Source organism: Sphingomonas olei (genome assembly GCF_045369765.1).
GTDB classification, from domain to species: domain Bacteria; phylum Pseudomonadota; class Alphaproteobacteria; order Sphingomonadales; family Sphingomonadaceae; genus Sphingomonas; species Sphingomonas panaciterrae.
This window is the reverse complement of sequence record NZ_JBIQEU010000004.1, coordinates 237,476-256,478: the sequence shown is the minus strand read 5'-3', so window position 1 is coordinate 256,478 and position 19,003 is coordinate 237,476. Positions and strand designations below refer to the sequence as shown.

General features: G+C 66.4%; 13 protein-coding genes. 6 read left to right on the top strand and 7 right to left on the bottom strand.

Annotated features, from left to right (window positions below):
* The first annotated feature begins 114 nt into the window (after positions 1-114).
* Both rplJ and rplL read left to right on the top strand, forming a co-directional pair.
* A complete protein-coding gene (gene rplJ / locus ACH0BU_RS07520) occupies positions 115-630 on the top strand; it encodes a 50S ribosomal protein L10 (RefSeq protein ID WP_046406553.1) in 516 nt (171 codons plus the stop codon).
* A 48-nt stretch (positions 631-678) separates the two neighbouring features.
* Positions 679-1,056, top strand: coding sequence for a 50S ribosomal protein L7/L12 (gene rplL / locus ACH0BU_RS07515; protein WP_046406551.1), 378 nt, complete (start codon positions 679-681; stop codon positions 1,054-1,056).
* A 301-nt stretch (positions 1,057-1,357) separates the two neighbouring features.
* On the opposite strand, the gene ACH0BU_RS07510 is transcribed toward rplL, so the two are convergent.
* Positions 1,358-2,605, bottom strand: a complete 1,248-nt coding sequence (locus ACH0BU_RS07510) for an LPXTG cell wall anchor domain-containing protein (RefSeq protein ID WP_296220854.1) — start codon at positions 2,603-2,605, stop codon at positions 1,358-1,360.
* A gap of 383 nt (positions 2,606-2,988) precedes the next feature.
* Here ACH0BU_RS07510 and rpoB point away from each other — a divergent pair, with 383 nt between their 5' ends.
* On the top strand, positions 2,989-7,143 hold the full coding sequence (rpoB, locus tag ACH0BU_RS07505) for a DNA-directed RNA polymerase subunit beta (RefSeq protein WP_314472319.1): 4,155 nt from the start codon (positions 2,989-2,991) through the stop codon (positions 7,141-7,143).
* 74 nt (positions 7,144-7,217) lie between these two features.
* Positions 7,218-11,498, top strand: a complete 4,281-nt coding sequence (rpoC, locus tag ACH0BU_RS07500) for a DNA-directed RNA polymerase subunit beta' (RefSeq protein ID WP_500263891.1) — start codon at positions 7,218-7,220, stop codon at positions 11,496-11,498.
* 99 nt (positions 11,499-11,597) lie between these two features.
* Here rpoC and ACH0BU_RS07495 read toward each other — a convergent pair whose 3' ends face one another.
* A complete protein-coding gene (locus tag ACH0BU_RS07495; protein WP_046408317.1) occupies positions 11,598-12,377 on the bottom strand; it encodes an SDR family oxidoreductase in 780 nt (259 codons plus the stop codon).
* A 154-nt stretch (positions 12,378-12,531) separates the two neighbouring features.
* Here ACH0BU_RS07495 and ACH0BU_RS07490 point away from each other — a divergent pair, with 154 nt between their 5' ends.
* Positions 12,532-13,491: a hypothetical protein gene (locus ACH0BU_RS07490; RefSeq protein WP_296222707.1), complete on the top strand. Its 960-nt coding sequence runs from the start codon at positions 12,532-12,534 to the stop codon at positions 13,489-13,491.
* On the opposite strand, the gene ACH0BU_RS07485 is transcribed toward ACH0BU_RS07490, so the two are convergent.
* The 4 genes from ACH0BU_RS07485 to ACH0BU_RS07470 form a co-directional block, all read right to left on the bottom strand.
* On the bottom strand, positions 13,478-14,041 hold the full coding sequence (locus tag ACH0BU_RS07485; protein WP_296222706.1) for a GNAT family N-acetyltransferase: 564 nt from the start codon (positions 14,039-14,041) through the stop codon (positions 13,478-13,480). The two genes, ACH0BU_RS07490 and ACH0BU_RS07485, sit on opposite strands and share 14 nt — an antisense overlap.
* Before the next feature lie 8 nt (positions 14,042-14,049).
* Entirely contained in the window at positions 14,050-14,841 is a 792-nt protein-coding gene (locus ACH0BU_RS07480; RefSeq protein ID WP_046408324.1) for a LysR family transcriptional regulator, read from the bottom strand.
* A gap of 105 nt (positions 14,842-14,946) precedes the next feature.
* The gene (gene apaG, locus ACH0BU_RS07475) at positions 14,947-15,357 is read right to left on the bottom strand and encodes a Co2+/Mg2+ efflux facilitator ApaG/CorD (RefSeq protein ID WP_046408325.1); all 411 of its coding nucleotides are present in this window, start codon (positions 15,355-15,357) and stop codon (positions 14,947-14,949) included.
* Entirely contained in the window at positions 15,354-16,562 is a 1,209-nt protein-coding gene (locus ACH0BU_RS07470) for a trans-sulfuration enzyme family protein (RefSeq protein ID WP_046408327.1), read from the bottom strand. The genes apaG and ACH0BU_RS07470 overlap by 4 nt, the downstream gene beginning before the upstream one ends.
* A gap of 114 nt (positions 16,563-16,676) precedes the next feature.
* Here ACH0BU_RS07470 and ACH0BU_RS07465 point away from each other — a divergent pair, with 114 nt between their 5' ends.
* A complete protein-coding gene (locus tag ACH0BU_RS07465; RefSeq protein ID WP_314472317.1) occupies positions 16,677-17,894 on the top strand; it encodes a glycosyltransferase family 39 protein in 1,218 nt (405 codons plus the stop codon).
* A gap of 6 nt (positions 17,895-17,900) precedes the next feature.
* On the opposite strand, the gene ACH0BU_RS07460 is transcribed toward ACH0BU_RS07465, so the two are convergent.
* Positions 17,901-19,001, bottom strand: a complete 1,101-nt coding sequence (locus ACH0BU_RS07460) for a glycosyltransferase family 2 protein (RefSeq protein WP_296221367.1) — start codon at positions 18,999-19,001, stop codon at positions 17,901-17,903.
* Positions 19,002-19,003: the final 2 nt, after the last annotated feature.

The following is a 19,003-nucleotide window of genomic DNA, read 5'->3' as shown; positions in this document are numbered from 1 at the left end:
CGCCGTGCGACTGCTTCCCATTCCCCTTCGCTGGACAACCGTATGCGGTATCTGCCGCATGCGGATCGTAACCGGCTGCAGCCTTCGGGATGCGGCCAAAGTGTGGAGAATGGCATGGATCGTGCTGAAAAGGCCCAAGCCGTCGCCGAACTCAAGCAGACCTTCTCCGAGGTCGGCGTGGTGGTCGTCACCCGCAACCTCGGCCTCACCGTCGCCCAGTCGACGCAGCTGAGGACGAAGATGCGCGAGGCCGGTGCCGTCTACAAGGTCTCGAAGAACAAGCTTGCCAAGATCGCGCTCGATGGCACCGACTATGACGGCCTGGGTGAATATTTCACCGGTCCGGTCGGTCTCGCGACCTCGGTCGACCCCGTTGCGGCTGCCAAGGTGGCCGTGGACTTCGCCAAGACGACCGACAAGTTCGAGATCGTCGGCGGCGGCATGGGTGCGACCAAGCTCGACGTGGAGGGCGTGAAGGCGCTCGCCACGATGCCGTCGCTCGACGAGCTCCGGGCGAAGATCGTCGGTCTCATCGTGGCCCCGGCCACCAAGATCGCGACCATCACCCAGGCGCCCGCCGCGCAGATCGCGCGCGTGCTTGCAGCTTACTCGGAAAAGGAAGCCGCCTGATCCTTCAGGCAGCATCGTTTCATCTGAACGTTTCAAAGGAAGTATATCATGGCAGACCTGAACGCGCTGGTTGACCAGCTGTCCGAACTGACCGTCCTCGAGGCGGCTGAGCTCTCGAAGCTCCTCGAAGAGAAGTGGGGCGTTTCGGCCGCAGCAGCGGTTGCAGCAGCTCCGGCAGCTGGTGGCGGCGCAGCTGCTCCGGCCGCTGAAGAGAAGACCGAGTTCGACGTGATCCTCACCGGCGACGGTGGCAAGAAGATCAACGTCATCAAGGAAGTCCGCGCGATCACCGGCCTGGGCCTGACCGAAGCGAAGACCCTCGTCGAGGGCGCGCCGAAGCCGGTCAAGGAAGGCGTGTCGAAGGACGAAGCCGAGAAGATCAAGAAGCAGCTGGAAGAAGCCGGCGCGACTGTCGAGCTCAAGTAAGCAGCGGCGCGGGGCGGGCCTTCTGGTCCGCACCGTGTTCGGCCTTCGGGCCACGATTGCGAGGAAAGGCGGCTTCCCTAAGGGGAGCCGCCTTTTCTTTTGCGTGATTGCAGCGGGTGGAGAACCAGGCACGGCGCTGGATCAGCGCACGCGCGTTGGCCTCTCGGGCTCAGGCACCGGCGCGCCCGTTCGTGTGCGAGCCGCCGGCATCTGAACAGAGTGCTTTCCGCAGCCCGTCAGCGGCGCGCGTCAATCCCTTGAGCGCGCCTGCCACGTGTCGGCAGCAGCGACGTCGACCGCCTCAGCGGCCAGTGTGCGGGCGTACGCCGATCGTGTCGAACATGCGCGACGGCTGGTCGAGCCAGAACGGCCCCAGCTTCGCCTGGCCGGCACGCTCGATTCCCAATGCGTGCACTGACGTCGTCTGACCGCCGCTGTGAACGGCGCGGATCGCGACCACCGGCACAAACATCGGCCGGTCCCCCGCCTGCAACACGGTGATCGCATCGCGCGGCATCGCGGCGACCGCACGGACGCGTCGCGACTCACCCGGCATCAGGTCGAACGGCGGCACCGCCGGGCGACCGACCGGCTCGGCGAACATGGCGGCAAGCACCGCATCCTGCCCCGGCTGCGCGCTCGTCAGCCGAATCTCCACCGCCACGCCGCGCGCGGGCACGTCCGACGCGTTGCGAACCGTCACCGTCACATCAGCGGTCGCAGTCACCATGTTCAGCCCCGCGCGGCTGACGGTCGGCACGTCGAGATCAAGCCGTGCGGCCGGCAAAGGCGCGGCCGGCGCCGCGGGCGCCACGTCATCACGCCCGCGATCAAGGAAGCGCGGCTTGCCCGTGGGCGCAGCAGCAGCGCCGGCGGGCGCGCCTGGCCGGACCGGCTCCACCGGCCGGGCGGGCTCCACCGCTGGAGCCGCCCGATCCGCCGGCACCCGACCGCGCACGCGCGCCCTGCGACGCCACAAATAAAGTCCCGCGGCAGCGAGCAACCCAAGGCCGATCGCCACCGGCCAGAACCAGGACGTCGGCTCAGACTCCGCCGCCGGCGCCTCACCATCAACGTCGACTGACTCTTCTGGCGTCGGCTCAACCGTCGAGTCGGGAGCTTCACCTGCATCGCTGCCCGCAACAGGTGCAGCATCCGCTCCGACCGCGGGCGTTTCAATAAGCGTCGGCTGCTCATCGAGCACCGGCGCCGGCACCGGAGTCGGCGTAGCCACCGGACTCGGCGCGGCGCGCGGCGACTCGGCGGGCTGCGGCGTGGCCGTCGCCCGCGGCGTCGGGGTCACGGTTGGCGTTGGGCGCGGCGCGGGTGGGCGGATGATCGGCGCCGCAGCGTTGGTCGCTGGCGCCTCGTCGGCCGGTCCGACCGGCGCGCTGGTCGGCGTCGGCGTCGGCTGCGAGGGCGGCAGGCTGAAGTTGCCGAGATCGGGGGTGCTCGTCGGCACGTCCTGCGCCAGCGCCGCACCACCGGCAAACGCAATCCACGCGCCCGCCACCAGCGCCGCGCGCCGCCCCTTCTTCGTCCCTGCCATCGTCATCGCGTTATCGTCTGAACCCTGAACACGGGGCAACGGAATCACTGCCGCGCCGCCGCCTGTAGGGCGGTCCGGCCGCACCACCAAACGCCGCGTGGCAGGGTGTGGCGGCTTCTTCAGCCTTTACCGCCCGGCATCAGGCCTTTGACCCCTTGCGGTCGCCAGGTCCGGTTGACGGAGGGCGACCCCTCCCCTATATCCGGCCGGTTACCACAGCTTCGGGAAATGACATGGCGTCGCGCACTATGTCGAACGGATTGGAGCAGGTGGGTTCATAAGACGCTGCAAGGCTGCCGTTGGTTCCGGATCCGGAACATGACGCGCGGCCTTTTGGCGTCTTGTCCTGCGCCCGGACGAATTAGACCAAGGCAGACAGCTACATGGCAACCAAGGCGATCGAAGGCGGCACCGCAAAGCGCCGCATCCGCAAGGTTTTCGGCAACATCCACGAAGTGGTGCAGATGCCGAACCTGATCGAGGTGCAGCGCGAAAGCTACGAACAGTTCCTGCGGTCCGACCCGTCGATCGGCTATGTCTCGGGCCTCGAGAAGACGCTGCGCAGCGTCTTCCCGATCCGCGACTTCGCCGGCACCGCGGAACTCGACTTCGTGAACTACGAGCTTGAGCCGCCGAAGTTCGACGTCGAGGAATGCCGCCAGCGCGGCATCACCTATGCCGCGCCGATGCGCGTGACGCTGCGCCTGATCGTGTTCGAGGTGGACCCGGAAACGGAAACTCGCTCGGTGCTCGATATCAAGGAGCAGGACGTCTACATGGGCGACATGCCGCTGATGACGGAGAACGGCACGTTCTTCATCAACGGCACGGAGCGCGTGATCGTCAGCCAGATGCACCGCTCGCCGGGCGTCCTCTTCGATCATGACCGCGGCAAGACGCACGCCTCGGGCAAGTATCTCTTTGCCGCCCGCGTGATCCCGTATCGCGGTTCGTGGCTCGATTTCGAGTTCGACGCCAAGGACATCGTCAACGTCCGTATCGACCGTAAGCGCAAGCTGCCGGTCACGGCGCTGCTCTACGCGCTCGGCCTCAACAGCGAGGAAATCCTCAACCACTTCTACAACCGCGTCACGTATGTGCGCGGCGAGGGTGGCTGGCGCATTCCGTTCGCGGCCGAGAACTGGCGCGGCGTGAAGCCGACGTTCGACCTGGTCGACGCGAATTCGGGCGAAGTGGTGTTCCCGATGGGCACCAAGGTCACCCCGCGCGCTGCCAACAAGGCGGCGAAGGATGGCCTCACCGACCTCCTCATCCCGACCGAGGAAATCTACGGCCGCTATTCGGCCTATGACCTCATCAACGAGCAGACCGGCGAGATCTACGTCGAGGCTGGCGATGAGATCGGCCCGGACAACCTCGAGAAGCTGGATCGCGCCGGCATCGACCGGATCGAGCTGCTCGACATCGACCATGTCACGACCGGTCCGTGGATCCGCAACACGCTGAAGGCCGACAAGGCCGAAGAGCGCGAGCAGGCGCTGTCGGACATCTATCGCGTGATGCGCCCTGGCGAGCCGCCGACGCTGGAAACGGCAGAGGCGCTGTTCGCCGGCCTGTTCTTCGATCCGGACCGCTACGACCTCTCGGCCGTCGGCCGCGTGAAGCTCAACATGCGCCTTGACCTCGATGCCGAGGACACGGTGACGACGCTGCGCACCGAGGACATTCTGGCCGTGGTGAAGACCCTCGTCGATCTGAAGGACGGCAAGGGCGAGATCGACGACATCGACAACCTCGGTAACCGCCGCGTGCGTTCGGTGGGCGAGCTGCTCGAGAACCAGTATCGCGTCGGCCTGCTGCGCATGGAGCGCGCGGTGAAGGAGCGGATGAGCTCGGTCGACGTGTCGACCGTCATGCCGAACGACCTCATCAACGCGAAGCCGGCCGTTGCCGCGGTGCGTGAATTCTTCGGCTCGTCGCAGCTGTCGCAGTTCATGGACCAGACCAACCCGCTGTCCGAAGTGACGCACAAGCGCCGTGTCTCGGCGCTCGGGCCGGGCGGTCTGACGCGTGAGCGCGCGGGCTTCGAGGTTCGCGACGTTCACCCGACGCACTATGGCCGTATCTGCCCGATCGAAACGCCGGAAGGCCCGAACATCGGTCTCATCAACTCGCTGTCGACCTTCGCGCGCGTCAACAAGTACGGCTTCATCGAGACGCCGTACCGCCGCGTGGTGGACGGCAAGGTGACCGGCGAGGTCGTGTACCTCTCCGCGATGGAAGAGCAGAAGCACACCGTTGCGCAGGCGAACGCCGAGCTCGACGCCGAGGGTCGCTTCACCGAGGAACTGATCTCGGCCCGTCAGGCCGGCGAATTCCTCATGGCGCTGCCCGAGACGATCACGCTGATGGACGTGTCGCCCAAGCAGCTGGTCTCGGTCGCCGCCTCGCTCATTCCGTTCCTGGAAAACGACGACGCCAACCGCGCGCTCATGGGCTCGAATATGCAGCGTCAGGCCGTGCCGCTGGTGAAGGCGGAAGCGCCCTTCGTCGGCACCGGCATGGAAGAGACCGTTGCGCGCGATTCGGGCGCCGCGATCTCGGCGCGTCGCGCCGGCATCGTCGACCAGGTCGACGCCAGCCGCATCGTGATCCGCGCCACGGGTGAGGTCGATGCCGGCAAGTCGGGCGTCGACATCTACTCGCTGATGAAGTTCCAGCGTTCCAACCAGTCGACCTGCATCAACCAGCGTCCGCTGGTGAAGGTGGGCGACGTGGTCAACGCCGGCGACATCCTCGCCGACGGTCCGTCGACCGAATTCGGTGAGCTCGCCCTCGGCCGCAACGCGCTCGTCGCGTTCATGCCGTGGAACGGCTACAACTACGAGGACTCGATCCTCATCTCGGAGCGTATCGTGAAGGACGACGTGTTCACGTCGATCCACATCGACGAGTTCGAGGTGATGGCCCGCGACACGAAGCTCGGGCCCGAGGACATCACGCGCGACATCCCGAACGTCGGCGAGGAAGCCCTGCGCAACCTCGACGAGGCGGGCATCGTGTACGTCGGTGCCGAGGTCGAGCCGGGCGACATCCTTGTCGGCAAGATCACGCCGAAGGGCGAAAGCCCGATGACGCCGGAAGAGAAGCTCCTCCGCGCCATCTTCGGTGAGAAGGCCAGCGACGTGCGCGACACCTCGCTTCGCCTGCCGCCGGGCGTTGCCGGTACGATTGTCGACGTTCGGGTCTTCAACCGTCACGGCATCGACAAGGACGAGCGCGCGATGGCGATCGAGCGCGAGGAGATCGAGCGCCTGAAGAAGGACTCGGACGACGAGCGCACGATCCTCAACCGCGCCACCTGGTCACGCCTGCGCGAAATGCTGATCGGCCAGACCGCGACCGCGGTGCCGAAGGGCGGCCCCAAGAAGGGTGCCGTGATCGATCAGGACACGCTCGACAGCGTCGACCGCCACGAATGGTGGAAGTTCGCGGTCGCCGACGACAAGGTCCAGTCGGATCTCGAGGCGGTGAAGGCGCAGTATGACGAGGCCGCCAAGCTGATCCGCGAGAAGTTCGAGGATCGTCGCGAGAAGCTGGAGCGTGGCGACGAGCTGCCGCCGGGCGTGCTGAAGATGGTCAAGGTGTTCGTCGCGGTGAAGCGCAAGCTGCAGCCGGGCGACAAGATGGCCGGCCGTCACGGCAACAAGGGCGTCATCAGCCGCATCCTGCCGGTGGAGGACATGCCGTTCCTCGCCGATGGTACGCCGGTCGATCTCGTGCTGAACCCGCTGGGCGTGCCGTCGCGCATGAACGTCGGTCAGATCTTCGAGACGCACCTCGGCTGGGCCGCCCGCGGCCTGGGCCAGCAGATCGCGCAGCAGCTGGAGGAATGGCGTGACGCCAATCCGGATGCCACCCCGGGCGCCATGCCCGAGGCGGTGAAGGACCGGCTGAAGACGATCTACGGCGACCATTATGTCGACGAGATCGAGGCACGTGACGCGCAGGGCATCATCGAGCTGGCGACCAACCTGAAGCCCGGCGTTCCGATGGGCACTCCGGTGTTCGACGGTGCGGTGGAGCAGGACGTCGCCAACATGCTCGAGCTGGCGGGTCTCGATCCGTCGGGTCAGTCGGATCTGTTCGACGGGCGTACCGGCGATCAGTTCGACCGCAAGGTGACGGTGGGCATCATCTACATGCTGAAGCTCCACCACCTCGTCGACGACAAGATCCACGCACGTTCGATCGGGCCGTACAGCCTCGTCACCCAGCAGCCGCTGGGCGGTAAGGCGCAGTTCGGCGGCCAGCGCTTCGGCGAAATGGAGGTGTGGGCGCTGCAGGCTTATGGCGCGGCGTACACGCTCCAGGAGATGCTGACGGTGAAGTCCGACGACGTGGTCGGCCGCACCAAGGTCTATGAGGCGATCGTCAAGGGCGACGACACGTTCGAGGCCGGCATTCCGGAGAGCTTCAACGTGCTCGTCAAGGAAATGCGTTCGCTGGGCCTCAACGTCGAGCTGAAGAGCATGGAAGACGCGGACGACGGCGACCTGGCCGAGGCGGCTGAGTAACCGCACCGCTCCGACGATCGACCATCCCTCCCCTAGCCCCTCCCGCCCGCGCGGGAGGGGGAAGAGGTAGAAAAATGAACGAACTTACCAATTTCGCGAACCCGGTCGCCAAGCCGGAGACCTTCGACCAGATCCAGATCGGCATTGCGTCCCCGGACCGCATCCGCTCCTGGTCGTTCGGCGAGATCAAGAAGCCCGAGACGATCAACTATCGCACGTTCAAGCCCGAGCGTGACGGCCTGTTCTGCGCGCACATCTTCGGTCCGATCAAGGACTACGAATGCCTGTGCGGCAAGTACAAGCGCATGAAGTACAAGGGCATCGTCTGCGAGAAGTGCGGCGTCGAGGTCACCGTCTCGAAGGTTCGCCGCGAGCGCATGGGCCATATCGAGCTCGCCGCCCCAGTCGCGCACATCTGGTTCCTGAAGTCGCTGCCGTCGCGCATCGGCCTGCTGCTCGACATGCAGCTGAAGCAGCTCGAGCGCGTGCTGTACTTCGAAGCCTATATCGTCATCGAGCCGGGCCTCACCCCGCTCGAAAAGTATCAGCTTCTCACCGAGGATGAGCTGCTCGAGGCGCAGGACGAATATGGCGAGGACGCCTTCTCTGCCGGCATCGGCGCAGAGGCCGTGCGCATCATGCTCGAGAGCCTGGATCTCGAAGGCGAGAAGACCGCGCTGCTCGAAGAGCTGGCGACGACCAAGTCGGAGCTGAAGCCCAAGAAGATCATCAAGCGGCTGAAGGTCGTCGAGAGCTTCCTGGAATCGGGCAACCGTCCGGAGTGGATGATCCTCGAGGTCGTGCCGGTCATCCCGCCCGAACTGCGCCCGCTGGTGCCGCTCGATGGTGGCCGCTTCGCGACGTCGGATCTCAACGATCTGTATCGCCGCGTGATCAACCGTAACAACCGTCTGAAGCGGCTGATGGAGCTGCGTGCGCCGGACATCATCGTCCGCAACGAAAAGCGCATGCTGCAGGAAGCGGTCGACGCGCTGTTCGACAACGGCCGCCGCGGCCGCACGATCACGGGCGCCAACAAGCGTCCGCTGAAGTCGCTGTCCGACATGCTCAAGGGCAAGCAGGGCCGCTTCCGTCAGAACCTGCTCGGCAAGCGCGTCGACTATTCGGGCCGTTCGGTCATCGTGACCGGTCCGGAGCTCAAGCTGCACCAGTGCGGCCTGCCGAAGAAGATGGCGCTCGAGCTGTTCAAGCCGTTCATCTACGCACGTCTCGACGCCAAGGGTCTGTCCATGACCCTGAAGCAGGCGAAGAAGTGGGTCGAGAAGGAGCGCAAGGAAGTCTGGGACATCCTGGACGAGGTGATCCGCGAGCACCCGGTTCTGCTGAACCGCGCGCCGACGCTTCACCGCCTCGGCATCCAGGCGTTCGAGCCCGTGCTGATCGAGGGCAAGGCGATCCAGCTTCACCCGCTGGTCTGCTCGGCCTTCAACGCCGACTTCGACGGTGACCAGATGGCCGTCCACGTCCCGCTGAGCCTTGAGGCGCAGCTGGAAGCGCGCGTCCTGATGATGTCGACCAACAACATCCTCTCGCCCGCAAACGGCAAGCCGATCATCGTGCCGTCGCAGGACATGGTGCTCGGTCTCTACTATCTCTCGATGGAGAAGCAGAACGAGCCGGGCGAAGGCATGCTGCTGGCCGACATGGAGGAAGTGCACCAGGCGTTGTTCAACGGCGCGGTGACGCTGCACACCAAGATCGTCAGCCGCGTTCCGCAGACCGACAAGGACGGCAACCAGTACCTCAAGCGCTACGAGACCACGCCGGGCCGTATGCTGCTCGGCGAGTGCCTGCCGAAGAGCCACAAGGTACCGTTCGAAACCGTCAACCGCCTGCTGACCAAGAAGGACGTCACCGACGTCATCGACGAAGTGTATCGTCACACCGGCCAGAAGGAGACGGTGCTGTTCGCCGACGCCATCATGGCACTCGGCTTCCGTCACGCCTTCCGCGCCGGCATCTCGTTCGGCAAGGACGACATGATCATCGCGCCGGACAAGACCAAGCTGGTCGACGAGACGCGTGAGCAGGTGAAGGACTTCGAGCAGCAGTATCAGGACGGCCTGATCACGCAGCAGGAGAAGTACAACAAGGTGATCGACGCCTGGAGCCGTTGCGGTGACCAGGTGGCGAACTCGATGATGAACGAGATCAAGGCCGTTCGCATCGACGAGGAGACCGGCCGTGAGAAGCCGATCAACTCGATCTACATGATGGCGCACTCCGGTGCGCGTGGTTCGCAGGCGCAGATCAAGCAGCTTGCCGGCATGCGCGGCCTGATGGCCAAGCCGTCGGGCGAGATCATCGAAACGCCGATCATCTCGAACTTCAAGGAGGGCCTGACCGTCCTTGAATACTTCAACTCCACCCACGGCGCCCGTAAGGGCCTCGCGGATACGGCGTTGAAGACGGCGAACTCGGGCTACCTCACCCGCCGTCTCGTCGACGTGTCGCAGGATTGCGTCATCGTCGAGGACGATTGCGGCACCGAGCGCGCGCTCGAGATGAAGGCGATCGTTCAGGGCGGCTCGGTCATCGCGTCGCTCGGCGAGCGTATCCTTGGTCGTACGACCGCGGAGGACATCGTCGAGGCGAAGACCGGCGAGGTCGTGATCCCGATCGGCACCCTGCTCGACGAGCCGATGGTGGCGAAGATCGAGGCGACCGGTGTGCAGGCCGTCAAGATCCGCTCGCCGCTGGTCTGCGAAAGCAAGATCGGCGTCTGCGGCAAGTGCTACGGGCGTGATCTCGCCCGCGGTACGCCGGTGAACATCGGCGAGGCCGTCGGCGTCATCGCGGCACAGTCGATCGGTGAGCCGGGCACGCAGCTGACGATGCGTACCTTCCACATCGGCGGCGCGGCGCAGCTCAACGAGCAGTCGAACCTCGAGGCGCCGGTCGACGGCACGATCGAGTATCGCGACCTGCGCATCATCGTCGACCAGCGTGGTCGCCGCGTGGTGCTCAGCCGCTCGGGTGAAGTCGCGATCGTCGACATGGATGGCCGCGAGCTGGCGGTGCACAAGATCCCGTACGGCGCGAACGTGCTATGCGACGATGGACACATCATCAGCGCCGGCGATCGCATCGCGGAATGGGATCCGTTCACCATGCCGGTGATCACGGAAACCGGCGGCACGGTGAAGTATCAGGACCTCATCGAGGGCAAGACGCTGACCGAGCAGGTCGACGAGGCAACGGGCATCGCCCAGCGCGTCGTGATCGAATATCGTGCAGCTGGCCGTTCGAAGGAGGATCTGCGTCCGCGCATCACCCTGCTCGACGAGGGTTCGGGTGAGTCCGCCCGCTACATGCTGGCGCCGGGTGCGGTGCTGTCGGTCGACGACAACTCGGTCGTCTATGCCGGCGACGTGGTTGCCCGTGTCGCTCGCGAGTCCGCCAAGACCCGCGACATTACCGGCGGTCTGCCGCGCGTTGCCGAGCTGTTCGAAGCGCGCAAGCCGAAGGAAAATGCGATCATCGCGAAGGTCTCTGGCCGCGTGGTGTTCGGCAAGGACTATAAGGCGAAGCGCAAGATCGGTATCCAGCCCGAGGACGGCGGCGAGGTGGTGGAATACCTCATCCCGAAGTCGAAGGTGATCGACGTTCAGGAAGGCGACTACGTCAAGCGTGGCGACAACCTGATCGGCGGCAGCCCGGATCCGCACGACATTCTCGAGGTGCTCGGCATCGAGCCGCTCGCGGAATATCTCGTGTCGGAAATCCAGGAAGTCTATCGACTGCAGGGCGTGAAGATCAACGACAAGCACATCGAGACGATCGTTCGTCAGATGCTGCAGAAGGTCGAGATCACCGAGGCCGGCGACACCACCCTGCTCCCTGGCGAGCAGGTGGACCGTGCGGAGATGGACGAGGTCAACGCGAAGCTCGGCAAGAACGAGGCACCGGCCCAGGGCAAGCCCATCCTCCTCGGCATCACCAAGGCGTCGCTGCAGACCCGGTCGTTCATCTCGGCCGCGTCGTTCCAGGAGACCACCCGCGTCCTCACCGAGGCGGCGGTCCAGGGCAAGCAGGACACGCTGATGGGCCTGAAGGAAAACGTCATCGTCGGCCGGCTCATCCCGGCAGGCACTGGCGCGGGCATGAACCGCCTGCGCGTGGCGGCTTCCTCGCGCGACGCCGCGCTTCGTGCCCAGCAGAAGAAGCTGGCCGATGCGATGATCGTCGCGCCGTCCAGCGCGGAAGAACTGCGTGCGGCCGAAAACGCCCGCAGCCCGCGTGAGGACGTCGGCACCGGTGACGATCCGCTCGCCACCGTCGTCCCCTCGGGCGACGGCAGCGACCAGGCTGCCGGCGAGTATCTGAACGACTGATTGTTCCGGTCAGCCTGACACAATCAGCCCCGCCGGAGCGATCCGGCGGGGCTTTTTGTTTGAAAATACCCACAGCGGCGTCGACGTGCCGCGCCGGCGTCAACCGGGTACCGCAGCCGACCCGGCGAGCAGCCCGCCATCAATGCTGATCTCGGTCCCGGTGACATAGGTCGCCTCGTCCGACGCCAGCGTCACTGCCAGCGCGGCGACCTCGTCCGCCCTGCCGAAGCGCCGGAGCGGCGTATCGGCGACCAGCGCCGCCATGCGCGCCTCGCGCTCCGGCCCCTCCCCCAGCATTTGTTCCCACATCGTCGTCAGGATCGCGGCGGGGTGGATCGAATTACACCGGATCCGCCACCCCTGCTGGGCGCAATAAAGCGCCACCGTCTTGCTGTGATTGCGGATCGCCGCCTTGGAGGAGGCGTAGGCCGCAGCGCCCGGTATCCCAACCATGCCGGATCGCGACGAGATGTTGATGATCGATCCAGTCCCTGCGCCCTTCATCGCGCCGATCGCATAACGACAGCCAAGGAACGTGCCGTCCAGGTTCACCTGATGCACCGCCCGCCAATCGGAGAGGCTGGCATGTTCCGGATCGTGCGGCCCCGCATTGCTCTCAAATCCGGTCACGCCGGCATTGTTGACCACGACGTCGGCGACGGGAACCAGCTGCGCGAGCCGGTCCCAATCCTCCTCCTCGCGCACGTCGAGCGGCTCGAAACGGCAGCCGATCTCTGCCGCGGTCGCAGCGCCCGCCACCGCGTCCACATCAGTGACGAAGACGCGCGCGCCCTCATCATGGAAGCCCGCGGCAATCGCACGCCCGATCCCACGCGCCGCGCCAGTGACGACGCACGTCTTGTTCTTCAATCTTTGCATGAATGTTCTCGAAACAGAGTCCGGACGGCGGATCGCTCCACCTCCGTGAGCCCCGACGAGCCCCATCAGACAAACTGCTGGGCGAACAGGAAACAATTGGTGCTACGCTGGCACCTTCTCTCCGCTTTTTTGCGGGCCACGCCGGAGACGCTCCATGGGCATCAGCAAGGCAATCGCAGTCACCTTGGCGGCACAGCTTTCGAACCCAATGCTCCCGGCCGGCGCCATTCCCAGTCCTCGGTCGCTCCCGATTTCATCCACGCAGCCCGAACCTTCCCGGGCCTGTGCGGTCCCGCGCGGCTGGGAGGGGGTCGCTGAGCGCGAACCTCGATTTGTCATCTTTGGTGAAGTGCATGGAACGCAGCAGGCACCGGCCTTCATCGGCGATCTCTCTTGCGCGCTGGCGGCACAAGGCAAGAGGATCCTGGTCGCCGTCGAACACCCCTCTGATCTCAGCGCCGCCTACCAACATGCCTGGCAGCTCCCAGAAACGGCGTTCGTACAGGCGTTGAGCAAGGCTGGCTGGGCGCAGATGGACGACGGAACCGGCAGCGAAGCGATGATGGCCCTACTGGTGCGCCTGCATCAGCTGGCGCGGCGCGGCGCAGCGATAGACGTAACGCCCTTCAACGGCATGAAGAACGAGGCGCAGGCGCAGCAATTCGCGCACCTGCCGGGTCAGGGCCCGCACGAGGCAGCACAGGCAGACAATATCCTGCGCGCCGCATCCTCCCGCCCCTATGATTATGCGCTCGTGCTGGTGGGTAACGTACATGCGCGCAAGCGGCCCGTGCACCATTCCGGCGTCACGTTCGACCCGATGGCGCGGCATCTGGCGCGGCATGGTCGCCTTGTGACCCTTGATATGGAGACGGCCGACGGCACGGCATGGAGCTGCCAGATCAAGCCAGACTTCAAGCCTCAGCCGGGCACGCCCGTCACGTCAGACGCGGTCGTGTGCGGGCCTCACGCTGTCGGCAGGACCGAACAGCCCGACGGCCCGCCCTTCATTGCCCTGACCGATCCGCCCCCCGCTCATCACGCCGCCGATTACGACGGGACCTTCTGGCTAGGTCGTGTCCGCAGCTCTCCGCCGGCGGTCACACCCGACTAGAGCGCAGGCGCTGCCCCCGCGCGCGCTTTTGCGGTTGCCATTCATCGCGCAGCAGGCCCCAGATCACGCTGTCGCGCACCCCGATATGCGTGTGCCATTCCGCGCGCAGCAATCCCTCGCGCTGGAAACCTAAGTCCATCAAGAGCGCGATCGATCGCTGATTGTCGGGATCGGTATCGGCGAACACGCGCCGCGCGCCCTCGGCAAACAACAGGTCGATCAACGTGCCCACCGCCTCGCGACCATAGCCCTTGCCGGCGGCCGACGGTGCCAGGAGATAGCCGATCTCCATCACGCCGCGCCGCCGCTCCCCCGCGGCCAGCGTGCCGATCGCGCGGTCGCTCGCCTTCTCCACGATCACCCATTGCCGCCACTGGTCGTCGACGTGCGGGGTCACATAGGCGATCGTGTCCGCGACGCTCTCATGCGGCGGGCTCGACCAGAAGCGCATCACCCGCTGGTCGCGATAGGCTTCGTACAGCGCCGGCGCATCGTCATGCGTCGGCGCCCGCATCACCAACCGCTCGCTTTCAAACGGGTCCGCCCTCATGCCGACGATCAACCCGCCAGCGCCTCGACCAGCGCCTGCACCTTTTGCTGGCGCCATTGCGGCAGCGGCGCGACCAGCCAATAGCCTAGCCGCGACGGCCGTGGCTCACCGACCAGCGCCACCTTGCCCGCGGCGATGTCATGCGCGGCGAGCAGCTCGGGCACCGTCGCCCGGCCCAGCCCGCGCGCGGCGGCGTCCAGCGCCAGCCCTGCATCCCCGACGCGCACCAGCGCCCCGGCCTCATCCATGCCGTCACCCGGCCAGGCGATGATCGCCGCTGCGCCGCCGCCCGGCCGCTCGACCGTCACCATGCCCTCGCTCTCGATCGCCTCGCCTTCGTGAAGGCCCGGACCCTCACCCCAGGTGATGGCAAGGTCGAGGTTCGCCTCGGTGAAATCTGGCGCGCTGTCGGCGGTCACCAGCACAAAGCGCAGGTCGCTGTCGCGCTGCGCGATCGTCGCCAGCCGCGGCAGCAGCCACTTCTCCGTCAGGTCGCGCGGCGCGGCGATGGTCAGCGACTTGGACGATTGCCCCGCCTGCATCGCCCGCACCGCTTCCTCGAATTGCAGGAAGCCCTGTCGCAACGCCGACAGGCCGGCCTCGCCCTCCGGCGTCAGCTCCAGCCCCTTGGTCGTGCGGCGGAACAGCACCACGCCCAGCGTATCCTCCAGCGCGCGGACCTGCTGGCCCACCGCCGCTGGCGTTACCGCCAGTTCATCGGCCGCGCGGGTGAACGACAGATGGCGTGCCGCGGCATCCAGCACGCGCAGCCCGTTCAGCGGAAGATGCGTACGCTTCACGCCGCGCTCCCCCTGGCAAGCGGCGATCGGTCAGAATGATAAGCGTGACGGGTCACCATGCCACGTGCCATGCCCCGCTCCCGCCCGCATCGCAAGCGACGCTGCTCAGCCACGCTCTCCACCGGTCACCGCGGGCGCGATCAGCGCGAACTTCGGGATGGCGACGTCGAACGTCATGCCGGCGGCATCGACCATGCGATAACTGCCCTGCATCGACCCGGCCGGCGTGGCCAGCGGGCAGCCCGAGACATAATCGTAGCTTCCGCCCGGCAGGATCAGCGGCTGCTCGCCCACCACGCCCTCGCCCTCGACCGAATGGCGCGCCCCGCGCCCGTCGATGATGATCCAATGGCGGGTCAGCAGCTGCACTGCCTGCGGCCCATCATTCTCGATGCGGATATGATAGGCCCAGAACCAGCGGCCCCGCTCGGGCTCCGACTGTTCGGGTAGATAGCTGACCGACACGCGCACGGTCACTCCCCGCGTCGTTTGCGACGAAGGGAAGAATGCCTTCACAAGCCGATCGTCCGCAACGCCTGGTCGAGATCGTCGATCAGGTCGGCCGGATCCTCCAACCCGACATTCAGCCGCAGCATGCCCTCGCCGATCCCCATCTCCTCGCGCTTCTCCGGCGTGACCGAGGCATGGGTGGTGGAGGCGGGATGGGTCATCAGCGACCGGGAATCGCCGATATTGTTGGAAATGTCGATCAGCTGCAGCGCATCGAGCAGGCCGTGCGCCATCGCACGTCCTCCCTCCACCTCGAAGGCGAAGATCGGCCCGCTTGCCTCCATCTGCGACATGGCCAGCTCGTGCTGCGGATGGCTGGGCAGGCCGGGGTGAAGGATTCGCGCGACGCGCCCTTCCAGGAACGCGCCGACCTTCAGCGCATTCTCCGACTGGCGACGGATGCGCAGGTCCAGCGTCTCCAGCCCCTTCAGCACGACCCAGGCGTTGAACGGCGACAGCGTCGGCCCTGTATTGCGCGTGAACGGCAGCAGCGTGTTGTCGATGAAATCCTTGGTGCCGCACACCGCGCCGGCGAGAACGCGGCCCTGCCCGTCCATCATCTTGGTGGCGGAATAAGCGGTCACGTCGGCGCCGAATTCCATCGGCCGCTGCAGGGCGGGCGTGGCAAAGGCATTGTCGACCACGCTGGTGATGCCGCGCTCGCGCGCGATAGTGCACACCGCGCGCAGGTCGACGACGTCCATCGTCGGATTAGCCGGTGTTTCGAAGAAGAACACCTTGGTTTCGGGCCGCACCGCATCGATGAACTGCTGCGGATCGCGCGCGTCGACCACCGTGGTGGCGATCCCGAACTTGGGCAGCAGGTTGTCGACCAGCCAGCGGCACGATCCGAACGCCGCCCGCCCGGCCACCACATGGTCGCCGGCCTGCAACTGGCTCAGCAGCACCGCGGTCATCGCCGCCATGCCGCTGGCCATCGTGCGACACGCCTCGGCCCCTTCCAGCAGCGCGATGCGATGCTCCAGCATCTCCACCGTCGGGTTCTGCAGCCGGGAATAGGTCATCCCCTCCTGCTCACCGGCGAACCGCGCCGCGGCATCTCCGGCACAGTCATAGGCATAGCCGGAGGTGACGAAGATCGCCTCGGACGTTTCGCCAAATTCGGATCGAACGGTGCCCCCGCGAATGGCACGGGTCGCGGGGCGCCAGGTGTCGGTGATCGTGCGGTCTTGTCCGGTGCGGCGCTTCATGCGGCCGCTTTCGGCCAATTGCCGCGGGCTTTCAAGCACGACGCTCGCTCGTCTTGCCGCGCGCCACCCAAGCGCCGCATTGGCGCTTTGCCCACATCCGGCTAAGTCCGGGCCATGCTGCGCCGCCCCCTGCCGCTCGCGATCGTGGTTTTCCTGGTCGCGGAGGCATTGTTCCTCATCGGCCTGACGGTGCCGCACCAGTTCGTGTTCGACGAGGTGCATTACGTGCCCGCAGCCCGCGCGCTGCTGACGCTGGACGGCCCGGTCAACATCGAACACCCGCTGCTCGGCAAATGGCTGATCGCGCAGGGCATCCGCCTGTTTGGCGACGATACCCTCGGTTGGCGGTTCATGTCGACGCTGGCGGGTGCCGTCACCGTGACCGCAATCTTCGCGATCGTGTGGCAGATCACCCATCGCCGCCGCCCCAGCCTCGTCGCGGCGGCGCTGACCGTGCTGAACTTCACGGTGTTCGTGCAGGCGCGCATCGCGATGCTCGACGGCTTCATGCTCGCCTTCCTCGCCGCCGGCATCGCCATGGCGGCCGACGCGCTGCGCAATGGCGGGCTGGCCCGCTGGGCCGTGGCCGCGGCGCTGCTTGGCGCGGCCACCGCCTGCAAATGGCTCGCCGCCCCCTATGTCGCCTTTGCCGCCCTCGCCTTCGTGCTGCTGAAGCGGGAGGATCCGCGCCGCTTCCCGGGCCTGTCGACGCCGGTCGCGCTTGGCGTGCTCGCGCTGGTCTCGGCCGTGACCTACCTCGCCACCTTCGCGCCGGCCTTCTTCTATCGCGACGCACCGCTGACGCTCGCAACGCTGCTGCCGTTTCAGCTCGAGATGTTCGATCGGCAGACGCAGGTGCTGCCCGCCCACACCTATCAGTCGAACTGGTGGACATGGCCGCTACTGATCCGCCCGATCTGGTATCTCTATGAGCCGGCGGACGGCGCGCAGCGCGGCATCCTCCTGCTCGGCAATCCCGTCATCATGTGGACCGGGCTGATCGCGGTGGTCGCCTGCTGGTGGGGCTGGGTCCGCTCCGGCTCGGCCCGCCTGCTCGCCGCCGCCGCCCTGTGGACCGGCAGCCTCGCCGTCTGGGCGGTGATCCCCAAGTCTCTCGGCTTCTATTATTATTACTATCCGTCCAGCGTCTTCATCGTCATCGCCATCGTGGTCGCGCTCGATCACTGGCGCGCACGCACCCGCGGGTGGGACACGGCGCTGCTCGCCGCGTCATTGGCGCTCGCCATCTACTTCTATCCGGTGCTGGCCGCCCTGCCGCTGCCCGCCGCCGACGCATTCCGCTATTGGACGTGGTTTCCGACCTGGGTCTGACCCGCCTCAATAGCGGCCCCAGACGAAGCGCGACGACAAGGCGTAATTCCACACCGCGCCCACCAGCACCCCGGCCAGCGCCGACGCTGCCCAGGCGCCGTAATGGAAATCGTACAGGAACGCCGCGACCCCGACGTTGGCGACCGCGCCGACCGAGCAGACGACGCAGAACGACACCCACCCGTCCAGCAACTGCCGCGCGCCCCTCAGCCGCCGGTCGCGATAGGTCAGCGCATTGTTGAGGAAGAAATTGAACGTCATCGCCGCGCCGGTGGCAGCGATCTGGCCGATCAGGAATGACGCGCCCACCACCAGATGGAGCAGCGCCAGGACGCCCATATGGATGCCGACGCCGATCACCCCGATGGCGGAGAACATCGCAAACCGCACCGGTACCAGCCGGCCGAAGCGGCGATCATACAGCGCGATCAGATATTCCAGCGCCACGACATGATCGAGCTTCGATTCCCCCTCGGTCCGCACGCGAAAGACATAGGGCAGCTCGCGAAACCGCAGCGGCCGGCCGCCGGCGGTCATGATGTCGAGCAGGATCTTGAACCCGATCCCCGCCAGATGCGGCGCCCGCGCGCGCACGACGTCGGTGCGCACCATGAAGAACCCGCTCATCGGGTCGGTCAGTCCCACATCCAGCACACGCTGCGACAGCCGCGTGGCGAGCGCCGACTTGCTCAGCCGGTCGCGATCCCAGTCGCCCGTCCCGCCGCCCTCGACGAAGCGCGACCCCACCACGATGTCGAGCGCCGCGTCCGATCGAAGCGCCGCCAGCATGTCCGGCAGGATGGTCTCGTCATGCTGCAGGTCGCCGTCGATCACCGCCACCGCGGGGGCGGCGGTCGCGCACATCCCCTCGATACAGGCAGTGGCAAGGCCCCGCCGCCCGATCCGCTGGATCACGCGCACGCGGCGGTCGATCCGCGCAATCTCGCGCGCCGCGTCGGCCGTCCCGTCCGGGCTGTCGTCGTCGACGAAGATCGCTTCCCAGTTGATCCCGGTCAGCGCCTGGTCCAGCCGCGCGACCAGGACCGGGACATTCGCTTTCTCGTTGAACGTCGGGATGACGATGGCGAGGTCGAGCAGGTCGCTCACCC

Excerpts from the sequence above, each read along its gene's own strand:
- rplL (WP_046406551.1), top strand. The coding sequence starts at position 679 with ATGGCAGACCTGAACGCGCTGGTTGACCAGCTGTCCGAACTGACCGTC.
- ACH0BU_RS07485 (WP_296222706.1), bottom strand. The coding sequence starts at position 14,041 with ATGAGGGCGGACCCGTTTGAAAGCGAGCGGTTGGTGATGCGGGCGCCG.
- ACH0BU_RS07490 (WP_296222707.1), top strand. The coding sequence starts at position 12,532 with ATGGGCATCAGCAAGGCAATCGCAGTCACCTTGGCGGCACAGCTTTCG.
- rpoC (WP_500263891.1), top strand. The coding sequence starts at position 7,218 with ATGAACGAACTTACCAATTTCGCGAACCCGGTCGCCAAGCCGGAGACC.
- rplJ (WP_046406553.1), top strand. The coding sequence starts at position 115 with ATGGATCGTGCTGAAAAGGCCCAAGCCGTCGCCGAACTCAAGCAGACC.
- ACH0BU_RS07470 (WP_046408327.1), bottom strand. The coding sequence starts at position 16,562 with ATGAAGCGCCGCACCGGACAAGACCGCACGATCACCGACACCTGGCGC.
- rpoB (WP_314472319.1), top strand. The coding sequence starts at position 2,989 with ATGGCAACCAAGGCGATCGAAGGCGGCACCGCAAAGCGCCGCATCCGC.
- ACH0BU_RS07495 (WP_046408317.1), bottom strand. The coding sequence starts at position 12,377 with ATGCAAAGATTGAAGAACAAGACGTGCGTCGTCACTGGCGCGGCGCGT.
- ACH0BU_RS07510 (WP_296220854.1), bottom strand. The coding sequence starts at position 2,605 with ATGGCAGGGACGAAGAAGGGGCGGCGCGCGGCGCTGGTGGCGGGCGCG.
- ACH0BU_RS07465 (WP_314472317.1), top strand. The coding sequence starts at position 16,677 with ATGCTGCGCCGCCCCCTGCCGCTCGCGATCGTGGTTTTCCTGGTCGCG.